At 38.8% G+C, this 19,761-nt stretch carries 12 protein-coding genes; 2 read left to right on the top strand and 10 right to left on the bottom strand.

Annotation, left to right across the window (positions count from 1 at the left end):
- Positions 1–1,251: a S41 family peptidase gene (locus GAB14E_RS10350; protein ID WP_033082610.1), complete on the top strand. Its 1,251-nt coding sequence runs from the start codon at positions 1–3 to the stop codon at positions 1,249–1,251.
- Between the two features lie 344 nt (positions 1,252–1,595).
- On the opposite strand, the gene trhO is transcribed toward GAB14E_RS10350, so the two are convergent.
- The 8 genes from trhO to acnB all read right to left on the bottom strand — a co-directional run bounded on the left by trhO (position 1,596) and on the right by acnB (position 14,917).
- On the bottom strand, positions 1,596–2,624 hold the full coding sequence (gene trhO, locus GAB14E_RS10355) for an oxygen-dependent tRNA uridine(34) hydroxylase TrhO (RefSeq protein ID WP_033082609.1): 1,029 nt from the start codon (positions 2,622–2,624) through the stop codon (positions 1,596–1,598).
- Positions 2,625–2,823: 199 nt separating this feature from the next.
- Complete coding sequence (locus GAB14E_RS10360) at positions 2,824–4,095, bottom strand: alpha/beta hydrolase-fold protein (RefSeq protein WP_033082608.1); 1,272 nt, start codon at positions 4,093–4,095, stop codon at positions 2,824–2,826.
- A gap of 167 nt (positions 4,096–4,262) precedes the next feature.
- Positions 4,263–5,699: a sensor histidine kinase gene (locus GAB14E_RS10365; RefSeq protein ID WP_231562048.1), complete on the bottom strand. Its 1,437-nt coding sequence runs from the start codon at positions 5,697–5,699 to the stop codon at positions 4,263–4,265.
- An 82-nt stretch (positions 5,700–5,781) separates the two neighbouring features.
- A complete protein-coding gene (locus tag GAB14E_RS10370) occupies positions 5,782–7,215 on the bottom strand; it encodes a sigma-54-dependent transcriptional regulator (protein WP_052093721.1) in 1,434 nt (477 codons plus the stop codon).
- A 113-nt stretch (positions 7,216–7,328) separates the two neighbouring features.
- Entirely contained in the window at positions 7,329–9,830 is a 2,502-nt protein-coding gene (locus GAB14E_RS10375; protein ID WP_033082606.1) for an FtsX-like permease family protein, read from the bottom strand.
- A gap of 48 nt (positions 9,831–9,878) precedes the next feature.
- The gene (locus GAB14E_RS10380; RefSeq protein WP_052093720.1) at positions 9,879–10,643 is read right to left on the bottom strand and encodes an ABC transporter ATP-binding protein; all 765 of its coding nucleotides are present in this window, start codon (positions 10,641–10,643) and stop codon (positions 9,879–9,881) included.
- A gap of 9 nt (positions 10,644–10,652) precedes the next feature.
- On the bottom strand, positions 10,653–11,909 hold the full coding sequence (locus GAB14E_RS10385; RefSeq protein ID WP_033082605.1) for an efflux RND transporter periplasmic adaptor subunit: 1,257 nt from the start codon (positions 11,907–11,909) through the stop codon (positions 10,653–10,655).
- A 404-nt stretch (positions 11,910–12,313) separates the two neighbouring features.
- Entirely contained in the window at positions 12,314–14,917 is a 2,604-nt protein-coding gene (gene acnB, locus GAB14E_RS10390) for a bifunctional aconitate hydratase 2/2-methylisocitrate dehydratase (RefSeq protein ID WP_033082604.1), read from the bottom strand.
- A gap of 443 nt (positions 14,918–15,360) precedes the next feature.
- Here acnB and GAB14E_RS10395 point away from each other — a divergent pair, with 443 nt between their 5' ends.
- Complete coding sequence (locus tag GAB14E_RS10395) at positions 15,361–18,168, top strand: bifunctional aconitate hydratase 2/2-methylisocitrate dehydratase (RefSeq protein ID WP_081967817.1); 2,808 nt, start codon at positions 15,361–15,363, stop codon at positions 18,166–18,168.
- A 204-nt stretch (positions 18,169–18,372) separates the two neighbouring features.
- Here the strand turns inward: GAB14E_RS10395 and GAB14E_RS10400 are convergent, their stop codons facing one another.
- Together GAB14E_RS10400 and GAB14E_RS10405 are read right to left on the bottom strand one after the other, a co-directional pair.
- Complete coding sequence (locus GAB14E_RS10400; protein WP_033082603.1) at positions 18,373–18,750, bottom strand: hypothetical protein; 378 nt, start codon at positions 18,748–18,750, stop codon at positions 18,373–18,375.
- A gap of 89 nt (positions 18,751–18,839) precedes the next feature.
- The gene (locus GAB14E_RS10405; RefSeq protein WP_033082602.1) at positions 18,840–19,655 is read right to left on the bottom strand and encodes a hypothetical protein; all 816 of its coding nucleotides are present in this window, start codon (positions 19,653–19,655) and stop codon (positions 18,840–18,842) included.
- Positions 19,656–19,761 lie beyond the last annotated feature (106 nt).

Here is a 19,761-nt window from a genome sequence, read left to right as displayed (position 1 = left end):
ATGAAGCATATTATTTTAACCTTATTACTCTCCTTTACTTTATTTTCCTGTAACAGTGCGCCCGAAAATTTCAATGCTACTCTAGCCTGGCAAGAGTTTGAGCAAGTTTTTAACCAAGATTATGCTTATCGTGATACTGCAGGTGTCGAGGTTGATACGTTAATAGCTCAATACAAAGCAAAAGCATTATTAACGACTACAGAAAGTGATTTCGTTAACGTAGTCCAAGTATTTATGCGATATTTTCGTGACCCACATTTAAGCATCTACCCGAATAGTAAAAAGGGCTATAGCGTAACACCGACAGGCGCTGATATCTGGGTTGAAGCTAAAGATGGAAAGTACTTTATTGTCGATATAAAAACGGCTAGCGCTGCAAATAAATCCGGCATGGCAGTGAACAGTGAAATAATATCTGTTGATGGCTTAACCGCTGAAGCCGCTATTAGTAAAGTGTTTGGTGGTATTAGTACAGGGCTATCAACAAAACAAAAAGTGTGGGGGTTGAATATTGCTTTAGGCGGCATAAGAAATCAGCCAAGAGTAATTACCGTTAGCATGGATAATAAGCTACATACTTACCAACTAGCAGCTACTTATGATGAAGTAATACGAAGCTATAGTGATCCAACGTTATCCTTTAAGAAGATTGATAACTTGGGTTATATACGTTTTAACAATTCGTTAGGAAATACCGATACGGTAGATGCTTTTGAAAATGCTATTGAGCAGTTGATAAATACTCAAGGCTTAATACTCGATTTAAGAAATATACCAAGTGGAGGAAATACTGGTGTAGCTGAGCCGATTCTTGGGCACTTTGTTGACCAAGAAACCACCTACCAATTATATCAACGCCAGCGAAATGGCATTAATTTTCAGCAAGCTGAAATGGAAAGTGCAACCGCTGAACCGAGTAGCCCTTATTACAGCAAACCGTTCGTGGTTTTGGTCGGCCGCTGGACTGGCAGTATTGGTGAAGGCATGATGATTGGCTTAGATGTCTTGGGTGCAAAAGCAATCATTGGCGCACCAGCCGCAGACCTATTAGGTGGTATTAAAAACGTAACTTTAGAGCACAGCAACACTGTGGTTGATCTGGCATTTGAACGTATGTTTCACGTAAATGGTACGTACCGCGAAGACTTTCAAGCGACAATAAAACTAACGTCTGCTGATTGGGGTAAAGAGGGAGCTGATCCTGCATTAGAAACTGCAATCAACTTCTTAGCGCAAGAAGCGAGGAAATGAGATTTTGTATGATATATACCCAAGCTACTTCAAGATGCTCGTTTCAGGACGCCTGAACGATTCATGATCAAGGCGTGTATTTTATTAATGGTTTGTTCCCTTAATGAACTACGCAACGATGAACGTGATTTTCTCAGGCGTCCCCGAAGGGCTGGTTTAGAAGCGCTTTATCCATCGTTATTGATTTCGACAAGGGAATAACCATTCTCTTCAATTAATGCCTTGCCTAAAGGCGTTTCTAATTCCAGCTGCATCTTGAGGTTGCTTGGGTATACATCAGCTTGTACTTTATAAACATCAAGCTGATATGGTTTTTATCTGAAGATTAACAAAAGCAGTCTGCTTTATTTACTCGCTTGTTTGGCCTTTTTGTCATTTTTTTCTTGGCGGCGTTCTTCAATAATATTTTGAATGTCGCCACCTATGTGTGATTCTCCACGCTGCTCCGCTAAGGAAATTTGACGTTGACGTTCCGCATAACGATTTCGCTGTGCTTCAGTAACCTTGTCATGACAACGATGACAACTTACGCCTTTAACGTAATGCTCACTTTCTTTTTCCGCTTCAGTTAATGGGAAACGACAAGCAAAACATTGATCATATTGCCCCTGCTCTAATTCATGATTAACCGCAACACGACCATCAAAAACAAAACATTCACCTTCCCACATAGTCTCGTTACTTGGTACTTCTTCAAGGTATTTTAAGATGCCACCTTCAAGGTGATAAACCTCTTCAAAACCTTGTTCTTTAAGGTATGCCGTAGATTTTTCACAGCGAATACCACCGGTACAATACATAGCTACTTTCTTGTGCTTGTTTTTGTCTAGGTTTTTTTCGACATATTCAGGAAATTCACGAAATGTTTCTGTGTTCGGATTAATAGCATTTTTAAACGTACCAATTTCAATTTCGTAATCATTGCGAGTATCGACTAAAACGACGTCAGGATCAGAAATTAAGGCATTCCAATCTTTTGGTTTTACGTAAGTACCTACTACTTGGTTCGGGTCAATACCTTCAACCCCCATAGTAACTATTTCTGTTTTCAATTTCACTTTAGTGCGGTGAAATGGGTTTTCTTCGCTATAAGACTCTTTATGAACGATATTATCTAAACCCGGCTGTTCTCCAAGGAAAGCTAGCACTGCATCAATACCTGCTTGAGGTCCGGCAATAGTACCATTGATACCTTCTGCCGCTAATAATAACGTACCTTTAACGTCTACACTGACCATTTTATTTGATAATGGCTCGCGCAATGTCTTAAACATATCTAAACGTACGAACTTATATAAGGCGCAAATTGTAATAGTATTAGTTGACGATTTCTTTGAGGTAATTGGTGATGCTTTTTTTTCTGATGAACTCATGGTCTCTCCATTGAACTAGCTGGAACGTAAATCCAGTGCTATAGATTAAATTTTTAAATAAAGAAGAAGCGTAATATTGATCACGCTTTTTTCAGGAGGCGCATTCTAGCAGAATTATTTGAAAATGAACATAGCTCACTAATCAAGCGAACTATGGGTTACCCTGTAAATTCATCTCAGATATTTAATATATTTAATATTAAGCTTTGAGCTCTAATAGTTTGGCTTCTATGATATTTATTTGCCATTGATTCGCGTTATACAACTTTGCCAATTTTAATGCCTTGGTATAATAATTTATCGCCATGTCAGTGTTATTTAACTGCATATAGATAACAGCAATACTTTTTATATATTCAACTGAATATTCAAAACGACTCTCAGCCTCTAACAACACTTTTAATGCCGATTGTGGTGAATCAAAATATCCAATATAACTAGCCTGCATCATGATAAAAGCTTGTTCTGAGGTGGGTAGAATTTTTTTCATTTTAGCCATAAATGACGGAATATCACCTACCTTTTTTTGTCGATAAAAAGAACGAATTGCAGACTTTATACTTGATGTTGGTATCGGTTGGTTAATAGCTAACTTTGCAGAGAGTTTTTGGTAATGCGCTAGAATTTGTTCAGGCGTTATTGAACTCTCTAATTTTTTATCGGAAATATGCCATGTCTTGAATATTTTTTTTAAATCAGCTCGCAGTGCAACTAAGCCTACAGAGTTGTGATTTTCATCCGGGTAATGTGAAAACTGCCAATCAATGTTTTTGGGTTGCTTTTCATCTAATAATTGTAAAACACCGTATACCCCTTGCCTCTCTTCATCGCCTAATGATAGGTATAATGACGTTGGTTTATGCTCACTTTCGCCAACAAAACTATTTGCTTTTGCCATAATCCCATGATCATTTAACCAAACTGAAGGACTATTAGAGACAAAGTGTTCAAAAGCATTAGGTGATTCAAACAGCGCGTTTAAAACAAATAAGCCACCGATTGAGCCACCAAATAGTATTGAGTTGTTGGCTGCTCGGTAATGATTATTGATATAAGGCTTCAGCTCTTTCTCTAAAAACGTTAAAAATAGTTCGGCTTTACCAGCATCTTCTTTCTTAAAAGGGGCTGTTAATGCTGCAGGGGTCATATATTGGCGATATACATCTGTACCTTTATCGGCAATGCCCACCAGAATAACATCTGGAATTAATTGTGCTTTATTTGATAAAAAATCCAACATGCCTGATACACCGTGAAAGTTATAATCACCATCCAAAAGGTAAATAACCGGATAATTAGCTTCTTTATTGCTGTGGTAGCTCTCTGGTAATAAAACTTGAATTTCACGTTCTTCATTTAAATAAGTTGAATTGATTTTTAACCTTTCGCCAATAGATAAAGCCGCTGCTAAGCTGCCTTGCGCTGTAAGTAAAATGATTAGCAAAAATAAGTGAATAGTTTTTTTAAGCATGAATTTTCCCATTGTGATCTGAAAATTTAACATTGATTTGATGGTCATTCATGTGAATTTTTAACAAAAGTCACTCAACAACCATTATTGATAAAATTTAATATCTCATAAATTCAATACATTAGAAAGTAGTGCCTTGTGGGTGTTGCTTGTGCTGATTAGTAACATTAAATATTGTCATGCATGGGTAAAATAATGCTGGCCACTGCACCTTGGCAATCATCTCTGTTACTTAAAGTTAAGTTGCCACCATGGTTCACTATAATTTGCCGGCTAAACACCAAACCTATGCCACAGCCATCAGTTTTAGTGGTATAAAAAGGCACAAAAATATTATCGCTGTTATTGATACCTGTACCTTGATCGCTGATATTAATTTCTACCATGCCATCTTTTTGCTGCCAATCAATATTAATAATGCCCTTTTTGTTATTCAACATGGCTTGTTGAGCATTTTTTATTAAGTTAACCAGCACTTGTTGTAGTTGTTTTTCATCACCGTAAATAATCAAGGATTGACCTGAAAGGCGAATATTAAAATCATCAAACAGTAACAACATCGATTTTAACAAATCAGCTAATTTAAAAAGAGTTTTTTCAGGTTTAGGTAGGCAACTAAACTCCTGATAGCGTAAGAGGAACTCATTAAGTGATTGCGCTCGCTCAGCGATAACCGCTAAACCTTCCTCTAAATCGTCAAACAGCTCGGTGTTGTTTATAGAGGTGTTATTTACAAAGGTATTGTTTGCTGAGCTGCTTTGCTTTGTTACTGCTTGAACTAATGCTACTTGCTCGGTTAAGGTTTTTTTATGATTTACTATCAAACGAATAAGAGTATCGCTTAACGAAGCAATAGGCGTTAAAGAGTTATTTATTTCGTGACTCAGTACCCGTAATAACTTCTGCCAAGCTTGCCGCTCTTCTTCATGTAATAATTTTTGAATATCGGTTATGAAGATCAATTTGTGTCTATTACCCTGCTCAAAATATTCATCGGTGTGAATAAACACTTTTTTCTTATGATTTTCTATTTCAAACTCAATAACTTGACGGCTCTCATGCGTTAAAACATCTTGTAAACCTAAGGTGCTAATCGGCCAACCAGCAACTTCATCAAACCGACAGGAGAATAGTTTTTCAGCCGCAGGGTTCATCAAAATAATCTTACTGCTTTTATTCACCGCGACTATAGCGACATCTATTTGTTTAATCACTATATCTAATAAAACTTGTTGTTCTTTACTAACCAATTCTTGTGTCGCTAGCGATGTAGATAAATCATTAAAGACAATATTGAATTCTTTTAATGCCCCCTCACCTTCAAAGTGGTTTGCTCTGATAGAGTGATCACCCGCTTGCATAGCTGTGATTAAGTTAGTCGAAGTTCTTAATTGAGAGACTACTTTTTGGCGAATTAAAAATGCACCATGGATGACAGCGACCAAGAGTAAGAACATCAATATGATTTTTAAAAATATCGATAATTCATGGCTATACAAAGCATAAAATAAAAACGTTGTTGGTAATAGACCAACAAATAAAGCGATACGTAACAATTGGTTTTCGAATGACATTTTACTTGGCATTTTATTAAAATTCATCATAAGTGCCCAGCAACTTAGCTCTCTTCACCTTACGTATTCCCGCATTAGTTATCAGCATAATAATGATCCGAAATGTCCTTGTTTACAGTTTATGTTTTTCTAAACGTCGATAATAAGAACTGCGGCTTAAACCTAAAGATTCTGCGGTCTCATGACCGTTATTATCAAAGCGTGCCAATCTATCAACTATAATTTGCCTTTCTATTTTCTCTAAGGTATCGGTGTCACTATCAATACCATTATTAACAAAACTAGTGCCATCAACTGTTACTTCTGGTGTAAGACCAAGGTCTGCAGCGGTAATTACTTGCTCCTGACTGAGAAAAATGGCCCGCTCCATCATATGGCTTAATTCTCGAATATTACCCGGCCACTGATAATTCTGCAAAACAGTTGAGGCCTGTGGGCAAAGTTGCGGACTTGCCAAGCCATACTTACTGGCAAACTGTATTAAGAAATACTCAGCTAAAGGCAGTATATCGGCAACACGATCTCGTAGTGCTGGAATATGAATTTCAATAGTATTTATGCGATAAAGTAAATCTTGCCTAAATTTTCCTTGGCTGATCAGTTCCGCTAATGAAGCATTGGTAGCTGAAACTAAGCGCACGTCTACTTGCTGGGTTTTAGCGCTACCCACTTTCTCAAATTGCTTTTCTTCCAAAACCCTAAGTAGCTTTGCCTGTTGGGACAAGGGTATATTGGCTATCTCATCAAGGAAAATGGTGCCGCCCTCTGCCAATTCAAAACGTCCGATACGAGTTTCTTTGGCATCAGTGAAAGCACCTTTAACATGACCAAACATCTCACTTTCAAAAAGATTATCGGTTATAGCTCCCATATTCACTGAAATTAAACTCTGTTGATGACGCTGCGAGCATTGGTGTAGGTAGCCAGCAAACATACTTTTACCGGTCCCATTTTCACCCGTAAATAAAATGTTCATATCACTCTTTGCTAGCTTTGCTAATTGCGCCAGCAGTTGTTGCATAACGATCGATTCTGCGACAATATTTTCGCTATCATGGCTATTTTGTGCTTTGAGCAAGGCATTTTCTTGGGTGAGTTTCTGGCCTTTTTTAGCCATTGCCTGAATATGTACTTGAGCCTGTAAAATATTTAATAGTCGCTCATTTTTCCACGGTTTTTGCACAAAATCTGCGGCACCTTGCTTCATCGCTTCCACAGCAATATCAACACTGCTGTAACCTGTCATAACCACAATAGGCATGTATTCATCAAGCTCTCGTATTTTCGCGACTAGTGCCAAGCCTTCTTTGCCCGAGGTGGTATCATCTTGATAATTTAAATCAATTAATGCCACACAAAAGCTACGTCTTGCCAATACAGTTAACAATTCAGCCGGTGAACTAACCGCGACTACTTGGTAATTTTGTGACTTTAATAACAGCTTTAACGTGGTGAGAATACGCGGATCATCATCAGCAATCAGAATTGAAGGTGAAGATTTACTTGAAAGAGTAGGTGAAGCAATAGCTGAGGTCATGTTATCCATTTCAGTCGCGTGAGGTAAAGGCTCAAATAGCAGGTAATATTATCAAAGTATTACCTGCTATTCTGCTAAAAATGAGTTTTAGTTAACTCTAACTCAATGTTAACTAGGGTTAGCTAATCATGATGCAGAGCATCACTTGGCTCCATTAATACCACTTTTCGGGTCGGCACATAGGTAGCAACAAGCACTATAATGATGATTAACAAAGGTATCGCAATTAAACCTACAAGATAACTTGCTTGGTTTATCACCATGGTATCTGTCATTTGATTGACCACCCAAAGTGATAAAGTAATGCCGATACTCAAGCCAATAATTAATTGCCAAAGTGCCTTTTTCATAAATAATTGCATGACTTTACTATCGCTAGCACCCAGTGCTCTGCGTACACCAATTTCTTGGGTACGCTGACTAATACTATTAGCTGCCACAGCATAAATGCCACTAGCGGCTAAAAATACCGCAATAACACCACATAATAAAAACACTTTTGAAATGGCTGACACTAAAATCATCGGCTGTGAGATTAATTCATCATAACTTTGAATGTTATATACGGTAGCATTATTGTTCACTTGATTAATCGCGTGTTGTAATGATTTTTCAGCCTCAGCTTGTGAGCCATTATAGTGAATCGCTACATCAATGCTGCTATAACCAATATGATCTAACATAAAGTAAGAGCTATATTGCTCACTGGAAGTACGCATTGCTGAACCATGATAGGTATCAGAAACAACCCCAACGATAGTCTGCCAACCGCCCTCTCTATCTGGATCAGGATTTCTAAAAGCACGACGAACACGTTGGCCAATGGCGTCACCATCAGGAAAGAAGTCATTAGATATTGATTCATTTATGATAATGGTATCAACTTCTGCGCTGATATCATCAAGGCTGAAGTCTCGCCCCTGAATAACTCTCATACCTATGGCTTGCCAAGCATCGCGAGAAACCACTTCATTATTGGAATAAGGGTTTTCGTTATAAACTGCAGCAACGCGCCCTTCGATTTCAAAGTAACTAGCCCCTGCACCAGTACCAGGTAATTGGCTCATAAAAGCCACACCCTCAATATTTGGCATCTGCTCTAAGCTATCTTTTAATTGATAATAAAATGCGGTTCTTTTAAGGGTATCTGCTAATTCAAACTCTCCCTCTTCTCGAATGGGATAATCAACTACAGGCAACTCTATTGTTGCGGTGATTCTGTTGTTGGTATCAACACCGTAGTCAGCTTGCCCTGCAGAATAACTGGTCGATAACAAAATGGTGGCGATAACAAGAACCACACACGATAATAATATTTCACTGATTACCAAAATTTGGCTAGCTCGAGCAGCTTTTTTACCCTGCGAGCCACGAGTGCCATCTCTCAATACCGCATTAAAATCACCTGATAATGCCCGCCATGCTGGAATAAACCCAGTAATAGCAATCATCGCTATAACAGAAGCAATCAATAAAAGAATAGCATCTGCGTCTAAGCTCACCTGCCACCAAAACGGTTTCTGCTCAGTAGCCATATACATTTGTTCAAAAACGGTATTACTTAACTCTAAGCCCCAACCTGCAATGAGTACGGACAAGAAACCGCCAACTGTGCAGATAAAAATACTCTCAAGCAACATTTGTAATATCAATCGATTACGCGGTACACCCAAAGCGACACGTATGGCAACTTCTTTAAACCTTTCATTCACTCGCGCCAATAATAAATTACCAACATTAATACAAGCGAGTAATAAAATAAGCAACACCACTACCGCCATGGTGATAAAAATAGAATAAAACTGAGTAATATTGGCTTTTTTATAAGGAACCGCTCTTAAGTAGCCCTCGAAGTCATCCATACGCCAGCGCACATTATCAGGTAAACTTTTGACTACTTTTTTATTGAGTAATGCTAACTCTTGTTGAAACACCTCAAATGGCACTTCTTTTTTCAATCTTGCGTAAGCAAATAATCCATCACGCGACCAATCGGTGGGTGATAACAATTCTTGCTTTATCGGTAACCAGGCTTGCGCAGTCATTGGAAAAGCAAAACCTTGTGGCATGATGCCTACGACACGTGTCGGTATGGCGTCAGCTAAGACAACAGAACCAACAATATCCTCTTCTGCCATAAAGTAATGTTGCCAAATATCATAGCCCAAAACAATCACGGGTTCAGCACCTTCAAAATGATCTTCAGCTTTTAGGCCTCGTCCCATAATAGGTTTCACACCGGCAAAGTCGAATACATTCCATTCAATATTTACCGAATTATATTTACGAGTCACTGAGTTATTCTGTGTATTGCCAATGAGTGATGTTCTTTCCTGATAAACACCGAGTTCATCAATTGAATCCATCTCATTTCTTATGGTTAATAGATCATGAGGATCAATACCAATTCTAAACAAATGACTTTGATTAAATTCAGCTTCGATGGAAATTATCGGTGTATCTTTATTCAATAATAAAGGCTTAAACACCAAGTTACTCAATAATGAATAGGTGTAAAGAGTTAGTCCCAAACCAATGGCAACAATAAAAATGGTAAGGGCAGTAAAAACTGGTTTTTTATGGAGCAGTCTAGCTGCATATTTTATATCAAGAGTTATAGACACCTGAAAATCCTCATTCTAAATTATAGCGTTATGACTAGCGCTAGGTCATTACACAGCAATGGCTGTAGGTGTTTCGGTGCGTTGATCAGCAACTATCTTGCCATCAAATACCTCTATCATACGTTCAGCCCGTGCAGCCGAACGAGGATCATGAGTCACCATACAAATAGTTGCGCCTTCTTGATGTAATTGATCCAATAACGCCATAACGATTTGCGCATTTTTTGAGTCTAAATTACCGGTCGGTTCATCCGCCAAGATGATGGCTGGCTTTGCTGAGATAGCGCGCGCTACGGCTACACGTTGCTGCTGACCACCAGAAAGTTGTGAAGGGAAATGATGAGCTCGATGTAACATATCTACTTTTTCTAACGCTGATTTCACCATTTTTGCCCGCTGTTCGCTATTAATATCACTACGATAAGTTAGCGGTAACTCGACATTTTCGGCCACAGTTAAATCACTAATTAAGTTAAAAGCTTGAAAGATAAAACCTATTTCTTTATTTCTAATTGCAGAGCGTTCATCTCGATTTAAATCAGAAACATCATGGCCAGCTAAGGTATAACTACCACTGCTGGAAGTATCTAATAAACCCAATAATGATAACAAGGTAGACTTTCCACACCCTGATGGACCGGTAATAGACAGGTATTCACCTTTATTAATGATGAGGTTAATATCATTGATTGCATGGGTCTCGACATCATCAGTAAAAAATACTTTTTTGATGTCTTTAAGTAATACTAATGCCTGTCCGTTATTGTCCGTATGATTTGTTTTAATTGTATTTGTAATATTGTTATTTTTCATCACGTCCTCCTAATTTACGTTAATGGTTTGTTGTTTTTCCCAAGCTGAGATATCTGAAATAATAATATTATTTCCTGCGACTAAGCCTGAGGTTATTTGAATATATTGAGTAGATGTTTGCCCAAAGTGAATGCTTACTTTATCTGCTTGGCTACCATCTTCCGCCAGTAGGTAAGCAAAAGCTTCACTATGTTCACTAGCAAACATTGGTCGTTTGACAAAAAGAGTATCTGCTATATTGGCAATGGCGATTACACCATTGACGGTGAGATCTGGACGGGCATCTTTTGGCATATCACCAATAAGTTCAATGTCTACTTGCACAGAGCCATTATTTACAATGGGATCTATGCGTTGCACAATGCCAACAATTTTACTATTACGGGTATCAACAACTACTGATTGACCAAGCGCGACATCTTTAATTTGTTTTTCCGGTACACGTAGCTCAGCAATGAACTCTCCACTGCGTGCTAATCGAGCAAGATTACTACCCATTAAGACCCGTTGGCCAAGCTCCATCGGCATAGCTTGTACAATACTGTCCATGCTGGCATGCACTTTTAAAGACTCAACTTGTTGCTGCGCTCTTTGATAAATTTTATGCATGCGATTAAGTCTGGCTTGATAAGCCTTGGCTTGTGCCGTTAAACTCTCTTGCTTTTTATTTAAACGTTTCACTTCTAGTTGCCAGCGCTCTTTGTATTGCGCAACATCTATTTTTACTTCTTCATGGGCTATATGCGATACCGCGACTGTGCCTTGGTCTAACAATTTTTTCTGGGCGTTAAAGGTCAGTAATGCTCGTTGATGATTCAGTTTTTCATTAATGACCGCGGCTTCTTGGTCTAATAACTCTGAAGCTAACGAAACGTTTAGTGCATTGGTTTCAGCGACCATTTCTTCTAATTGCCACTTGGTTTCTTCTAATTGCTGAATTAATTGTGGGTTAGATAATTCAAGTAATAAATCGCCTTTTTTTACCTTCGCGCCGGCTTTTATTAAAATACGTTCAACTCGCCCGTCAACATTGGTTGCTACCCAGCGAATATCTTTAGGTACAAGCACACCAACACCACGAACACTAATATTAAGTTGGCCACGTTGTACTTGAGCAAGCAGTAATTCTGATTTATCTACCTGATATGTTGCTGAATTACCTGAAAGGTTAATTATTAAGGTAAACGCAATAATCGTGATAGCAGCAATAGAAAACCAGCGTTTAATATTAATTTTTTTCTTCTGCTTCGAGCGAACAATATCCATAAAGAGACCAATGATTAATTCATGGTCTTGTTAGAGCAATCGTTATACCAACTATAACTTAGTCGTTAAATACAGGTACTTAGTTACATTGTAGTTACAAATACATACAGGTAATCTCGATATCGAGACGAGTTACTTTAGTAGTAATTTCGATTTCGAGATTGGCAGTGATCATAACGAATAAGAATTCAGTGCTTAGTCGAATTGTGGGTCTTGATATTTAATCGATACAAATAAAAACGCCACCTTGTGTTAACAAGATGGCATTTTATATAGATAAATTCATTTGAAGATTTTCTTCAATCTAAGTGAAGCTGTTTCTAGGAGAGTGCACGGAGCCTAGTTTACTAGGTGAGTACAGTCGACAACGAAAGAGCAATGCTTAGTAAGAAGAAAACTTCAAATTAGGCTTCGACTTGTAAGATTACTGTATCGGCTTTCTTGGTGTACTCTTCCATCTTATCGAAGTTCAAATAACGATAAGTATCCGCAGCCGTTGCATCAATTTGTGAAGCATATTCCATATACTCTGCCGGTGTAGGCAATTTACCTAAGATTGCGCCAACACCGGCAAGTTCAGCTGAAGTTAGGTAAACATTGGCGCCATTACCTAAACGGTTAGGGAAGTTACGTGTTGAAGTAGACAATACTGTAGTATTATCACCTACACGTGCTTGGTTACCCATACATAAGGAACAACCCGGAGTTTCTACACGAGCACCAGCTTTACCATAAATGTTAAAGTAACCTTCATCTTTAAGCTGTGCACTATCCATTTTTGTTGGCGGTGTAACCCACATACGTGTTGGCAGTGAACCGCCACTCTTTTCAAGGAAGGTTTCAATCAATTTACCTGCGGCGCGGAAGTGGCCAATATTTGTCATACATGAACCAATAAATACTTCATCTACTTCAACACCAGCGACATCTGAAAGAAGTTTCGCATCATCCGGATCATTAGGGCAACAAACGATAGGCTCTTTGATATCAGCTAAATCAATTTCTATAATGTGCGCATATTCAGCATCTGCATCAGCAGTCATTAATGAAGGGCTAGCTAACCATGCTTGCATACCTTTAATACGACGAGTAATGGTACGAACATCACCATAACCCTCGCTAATCATCCACTTAAGCATAACAATGTTAGAGTTTAAGTACTCACTCACTGAGTCTTCTTCAAGTTTAATTGAACAACCAGCAGCGCTGCGCTCTGCTGAGGCATCGGATAATTCAAATGCTTGCTCAACTGATAAACCTTTCAGGCCCTCTATTTCTAGTACTCGACCTGAGAATTCATTGATTTTACCCGCTTTTTCAACAGTTAATAAACCTTTCTTGATACCGTAGTAAGGAATTGCATGCACAAGATCACGTAAGGTGATACCGGGTTGCATTTCACCTTTAAAGCGCACCAAAATTGATTCTGGCATATCAAGCGGCATAACACCTGTTGCCGCCGCAAAAGCAACTAAACCAGAGCCTGCAGGGAAAGAAATACCTAATGGGAAACGTGTATGAGAATCCCCTCCAGTACCTACTGTATCGGGTAATAACATGCGGTTTAACCACGAGTGTATGACCCCATCGCCAGGGCGAAGTGAAACACCGCCACGGTTCATCATGAAATCAGGCAGAGTGTGATGAGTGATAACATCAACAGGTTTAGGATAAGCTGAGGTATGACAGAAAGATTGCATAGTTAAATCAGCGGAGAAACCTAAACAGGCTAAATCTTTCAATTCATCACGGGTCATTGGGCCGGTTGTATCTTGCGATCCTACTGTAGTCATTTTAGGCTCACAGTATTGGCCGGGACGAACACCGGCTACATCACACGCTTTACCAACCATTTTCTGCGCTAAAGTAAAACCTTTTGTAGAAGCTGCTGGGTCAACCGGTACAGCAAATAAATCGGTTACCTCAAGACCTAATGCTTCACGAGCACGTCCTGTTAAACCACGGCCAATGATTAATGGAATACGGCCACCAGCACGAACTTCATCTAACAATACCGAGCTAAGTTTAAATTCAGAAATCACCTCGCCAGCGGCGTTTTTAACAATGCCTTGATAAGGGTAAATATCAATAACATCACCCATGTGCATTTTTTGTACGTCTAATTCAATCGGCAATGCGCCTGAATCTTCCATGGTGTTATAAAAAATAGGTGCAATTTTACCGCCGAGACAAACACCGCCACCACGTTTGTTAGGGATATAAGGAATATCATCACCCATAAACCATAAAACCGAGTTAGTGGCTGATTTACGAGAAGATCCCGTACCAACAACATCACCCACATAAGCGAGTGGGATGCCATCTTTTTGCATTTCTTTAAGCTGAGCGATTGGTCCGACGCTGCCGTCCTTATCAGGGGTGATACCTTGACGTGCTATTTTAAGCATTGCTTTGGCGTGCAGAGGAATATCAGGACGAGACCAAGCATCTGGTGCTGGTGATAAATCATCAGTGTTAGTTTCACCGGTAACTTTAAATACTTTAACTGTAATTTTTGTCGCTACTTTGTTTTTTGAGGTGAACCACTCTGCATCAGCCCAAGATTGCATAACCTGCTTAGCTGCAGCATTTCCCGCTGCAGCTTTTTCTTGCACGTCATGAAAAGCATCAAACATTAATAAGGTGTTTGATAAACCCTTAGCTGCTGTCGCTGATAATTTTTCACATTCCAGTAGATCGATCATCGGCTGAATGTTGTAACCACCTAACATGGTGCCTAATAATTGTGTGGCTTTTTCAGCACTTAAGATCGGTGAAATGACTTCACCTTTAGTAACAGCGGCTAAAAAACCTGCTTTAATGTAAGCTGCATCATCAACACCTGCTGGCACACGATTACTTAATAAATCAATTAAAAAAGCTTCTTCACCTACTGGTGGGTTTTTAATTAATTCAACTAATGCTGCTGTTTTCTCAGCGTCTAAAGCTTTAGGTACGATACCTTCAGCTGCACGTTCCGCTATGTGGTTACGATATTCTTGAAGCACGACTCTCACCTTTTGCTAGGGGATACTTAATACTTCTTTTGATTGAACTCGATGATTTATACATCAAGATTAGGACAAAGTTTTTAAGTATCCACGATTAAAAATTATCGATACCTTGCTGATACGTAGTTAAAAGTTAACGAACAGCAAGAATTATGACTATAAATCACTATATCACCAAATATAGACGATAATGATCAGGCATAGGTATCAAAAAACTGATAGTTAACACTTATTGTGAAGAAAGCTTTACTAGCAAAGTGGTATAACCACTATAACTATATCCACTACCAACTATAACCAATATGAATAGTGCTTATTTAAGCAAATGATTACGTAGTGCTTAGAAAATCAGGTAAAATAGAGAAAAATTTGTCCTGATTGCTGATTACTACAAATCAGCAAATGTTATTAGAATATTAAAAGCTAAAAGAGAGTATTAAATGAGTCTTTATTTAGAATATATCAAAGAAATTGAAAGTCGTAAAAATGATCTTGGCTTAGCGCCTAAGCCAATTGATGCTGCTGATTTATTAGCAGAAATCATTACTCAAATTAAAGATCAAGCCAATGCGCACCGTGAAGATTCTCTTAACTTCTTCATCTATAATACCTTACCTGGTACAACTAGCGCTGCTGGTGAAAAAGCAAAATTCTTAAAAGAAATTATTTTAGGTGAATTTGTTGTTGCTGAAATTACGCCAACATTTGCTTTTGAATTACTTTCACACATGAAAGGCGGCCCTTCAATTGAAGTATTGCTTGACCTTGCATTAGGTAATGACGCAGCGTTAGCTACCCAAGCCTCAAACGTATTAAAAACACAAGTGTTCCTATACGATGCAGATACTGCTCGTCTTGAATCCGCTTTTAAAGCTGGCAACGCAATTGCTAAAGACATTCTTGAAAGCTACGCACAAGCTGAGTTTTTCACTAAGCTTCCTGAAGTAGAAGAAAAAGTTGAAATCGTTACTTATATCGCTGGTGAAGGCGATATCTCTACTGATTTATTATCTCCAGGCCATCAAGCTCACTCACGTGCTGACCGTGAATTACATGGCCACTGCATGAGCACACCAGAGGCTCAAGCTGAAATAAAAGCATTACAAGTTAAACATCCTAACGCTAAAGTTATGTTGATTGCTGAAAAAGGCACTATGGGTGTTGGTTCATCTCGTATGTCTGGTGTTAATAACGTTGCACTATTAGCAGGTAAGCAAGCAAGTCCATACGTACCATTCATTAACATTGCGCCTGTAGTTGCAGGTACTAACGGTATTTCTCCTATCTTCCTTACTACTGTTGATGTAACTGGCGGTATTGGTCTTGACCTTAAAAACTGGGTTAAGAAAGTCGATGCTAATGGCAATACAGTTGTGGACGAAAATGGTGATACAGTTTTAGAAGAAGCTTACTCAGTAGCTACTGGCACACTATTAACTATCGATACTAAAGCGATGAAGTTATACAACGGCGATAAAGAGTTAGCTGACGTATCTTCTGCTTTCACCCCACAGAAAGTCGAATTCATGAAAGCAGGTGGTTCTTACGCGGTAACATTTGGTAAGAAATTACAAACGTTCGCGGCAGAAACACTAGGCGTAGTAACTACACCTGTATATGCAACTTCAAAAGAAATTTCACATGAAGGCCAAGGTTTAACCGCCGTTGAAAAAATATTTAATAACAACGCTGTTGGTGTAACGTCTGCAACACCATTACATGCAGGCTCAGATGTTCGTGTAAAAGTGAACATTGTTGGCTCTCAAGATACTACCGGTCCAATGACTTGCCAAGAGTTAGAAGCGATGGCTGCTTCTACTATTTCTCCACTTGTTGACGGTGCTTATCAGTCAGGTTGTCACACAGCTTCAGTTTGGGACAGTAAAGCTAAAGCAAACATTCCTAAACTAATGAGTTTCATGAACAAATTTGGCCTTATCACCGCGCGTGATCCTAAGGGTCAATATCCTGCAATGACTGATGTTATCCATAAAGTATTGAATGATATCACCGTAGACGATCGCGCCATCATCATTGGTGGTGACTCGCATACTCGTATGTCTAAAGGTGTCGCCTTTGGTGCTGACTCAGGCACAGTAGCAATCGCACTAGCGACTGGTGAGTCTGCAATGCCAATCCCAGAGTCTGTAAAAGTTACTTTTAAAGGTAACATGCAAGACCACATGGATTTCCGTGATGTAGTTCATGCTACTCAAGCACAAATGCTTAAGCAATTTGGTGGTGAGAACGTATTCCAGGGTCGCATCATTGAAGTACATATTGGTACGTTATTAGCTGACCAAGCATTCACCTTTACTGATTGGTCTGCAGAGATGAAAGCAAAAGCTTCTATTTGTATCTCTGAAGATGACACTTTAGTTCAATCACTTGAGCTTGCTAAGAGCCGTATCCAAATTATGATCAACAAGGGTATGGAAAACGAAGCTAAAACACTTAACGGTTTAATTGCTTTAGCTGACAAACGCATCGAAGGTATTAAATCAGGTGAAACGCCTGCATTAGCACCAGATGATGCGGCTAAATACTACGCAGAAGTTGTGATTGACTTAGATGTTATCGACCAGCCAATGATTGCTGATCCAGATGTAAACAACGCAGATGCTTCTAAACGTTACACCCACGATGTTATTCGCCCTGTTTCATTCTACGCTGATAAATCAGTTGATTTAGGCTTTGTTGGCTCTTGTATGGTTCACAAAGGTGATATGCAAATCATCGCGCAAATGTTCCGTAATATTGAAGCACAAGGTAACAAAATAGCATTTAAAGCACCATTAGTTGTTGCTCCACCAACTTACAATATTGTTGATGAGCTTAAAGCTGAAGGCGATTGGGATATTTTACAAAAATACTCAGGTTTTGAATTTGATGATGCACACCCGAAAGGTGCTGCTCGTACCAAATACGAAAACATCATGTATCTTGAACGTCCAGGCTGTAACTTATGTATGGGTAACCAAGAAAAAGCTGAACCAGGTGATACGGTAATTGCTACTTCTACACGTTTGTTCCAAGGCCGTGTTGTTGCCGACACTGCTGAGAAAAAAGGCGAATCGTTACTTGGCTCTACACCATTAGTTGTGCTATCAACTATGCTGGGTCGTTTCCCAACAATTGAAGAGTACAAATCAGCAGTAGAAGGTATCGATTTAACTCGATTTGCCCCACCTACACATGAGATGACTACTAAATACACTGCTCAAGCAGTACCAATTAAAGTAGTCTAGTTCCTAACTAGGAGCTAATTAAGAGCTAGCTAGATGCTCTATTTTAATAACTGAATACAAAATGGGGGCTACTTTTATAAGTAGCCCCCATTTTTGATTTGCTTTATATACATTTTTTGACTCAAACTTATATTTTCACTTTGATATTCAAAAAGTATTCATAGGCCTCGAATCAATCACTTCTGTACAAGATTAAATTCTAAATTATTTATGTATTGCACACTCAAGCTTAGCGGTTAAGTTGGGCATGATTAAATTGGGTGAGGCACGGGGAAAATCAAAACTCTCAACCCCTTTAATTAATTCAAGTTTGTAGCCATACTGACCACAAATTAAATAACTACGGCGCAGTAAAAAAGCAGATAAACGCTCAAAGCTAACCTTATTGTTGGCTATGACTTCTAGCTGATAATGATCTGCATCAAATATTGTCTTTTTAAATTGTAGCTGGTGGTCAAAGTCCCACTCGGATTGCGCTTGGCCTAGAACAGCGGTACTGGGACCAGCACAAGCGCCTAAAAACAACGCACATAGAGGCGGAAGTATATAATTATGTGCGAGCTTAGCTGTTAACCTTTTCATCGTTATTTTCCTTATAACGTTGTCATACCTTAAATGATAAAGCTTAACAAATAAACAAACGAATACACACTTCAAATTAGTCTTGTAGGCTAATGATCTTTCGCCCAAGTAACATAAGTTAAGTGTTTGATCCCATGGCGATCAATTCGAATGAAGACTTCTTTATTACTTCGGCGTCCTAATGACATACCCCAACCTATTTCACTATTGCTCGATGGTTTATCTGATTTATTACAGCCCTTACCTTTGGGTGCATTACACGAATTACCATCAGTTGAGTTACCACCTGTACTCGCTCCACCTGAATATGAATTATAACTATCAACATTATCATATATAGCTACCAACTCCTCATAGTCATGTGAGTCCGGGCTCAAGAAAGGTGGATCTTGATATTCCATACACGAGGTAGAAGAGGCTAAATCAAAATCTTCATCTTGATGACCTAAACCCAAATTATGCCCTAACTCTTGACAAGTAACACTTTGCTTCCAATCGACACTGTTATAATCATTCCGAGAAAAGTAAGTATCATTGAGTTTGGTATAACCACGAGTGATGTGTCCTTCAGCATCCAGAGATATGCCGGCAATGCCTAACCAACCGGTTTGACCATAGGCTAAATTGCATATACGTACTTTGCCATCAGGTGCTTTACATTGACGCCGTACTTTTTTATTGGTTGATCCCTCACCATCTTCAATTAAGTCGACTTTCCCACTTACTGACCAATCATTAACGGCTTGCCCGACATAGCCATGCCAGTCTGTGGTAGTGCTATTGATAATAATTAAATCAAAAGAAGCCGTTGTTCTTGCCCAGTGATAAGACGACCAAGCATGGTCAGCAAACGCTGATGCTGATAATAAATAAGTTGCCATTAATAGAAAAAATATCTTTTTCATAACTTACCTCTTTATCAGTGAGTTATAAGTTCAACATAACTGCACTAAATAAATATGTTAGACATCCGTTAAGTATAGCTAATTGTAAGGCAATTTCTTCTTTTCA

Origin of the sequence: Colwellia psychrerythraea, from assembly GCF_000764185.1 — a bacterium.
GTDB classification, from domain to species: Bacteria; Pseudomonadota; Gammaproteobacteria; order Enterobacterales; family Alteromonadaceae; genus Colwellia; species Colwellia psychrerythraea_B.
Note: the sequence above shows the minus strand (reverse complement) of the source record. Positions and strands in the feature narration are given on the sequence as shown.

Coding starts and splice junctions, on each gene's coding strand:
- GAB14E_RS10350 (WP_033082610.1), top strand. CDS start 1: ATGAAGCATATTATTTTAACCTTATTACTCTCCTTTACTTTATTTTCC.
- trhO (WP_033082609.1), bottom strand. CDS start 2,624: ATGAGTTCATCAGAAAAAAAAGCATCACCAATTACCTCAAAGAAATCG.
- GAB14E_RS10360 (WP_033082608.1), bottom strand. CDS start 4,095: ATGCTTAAAAAAACTATTCACTTATTTTTGCTAATCATTTTACTTACA.
- GAB14E_RS10365 (WP_231562048.1), bottom strand. CDS start 5,699: ATGATGAATTTTAATAAAATGCCAAGTAAAATGTCATTCGAAAACCAA.
- GAB14E_RS10370 (WP_052093721.1), bottom strand. CDS start 7,215: ATGGATAACATGACCTCAGCTATTGCTTCACCTACTCTTTCAAGTAAA.
- GAB14E_RS10380 (WP_052093720.1), bottom strand. CDS start 10,643: ATGAAAAATAACAATATTACAAATACAATTAAAACAAATCATACGGAC.
- GAB14E_RS10385 (WP_033082605.1), bottom strand. CDS start 11,909: ATGGATATTGTTCGCTCGAAGCAGAAGAAAAAAATTAATATTAAACGC.
- GAB14E_RS10395 (WP_081967817.1), top strand. CDS start 15,361: ATGAGTCTTTATTTAGAATATATCAAAGAAATTGAAAGTCGTAAAAAT.
- GAB14E_RS10400 (WP_033082603.1), bottom strand. CDS start 18,750: ATGAAAAGGTTAACAGCTAAGCTCGCACATAATTATATACTTCCGCCT.
- GAB14E_RS10405 (WP_033082602.1), bottom strand. CDS start 19,655: ATGAAAAAGATATTTTTTCTATTAATGGCAACTTATTTATTATCAGCA.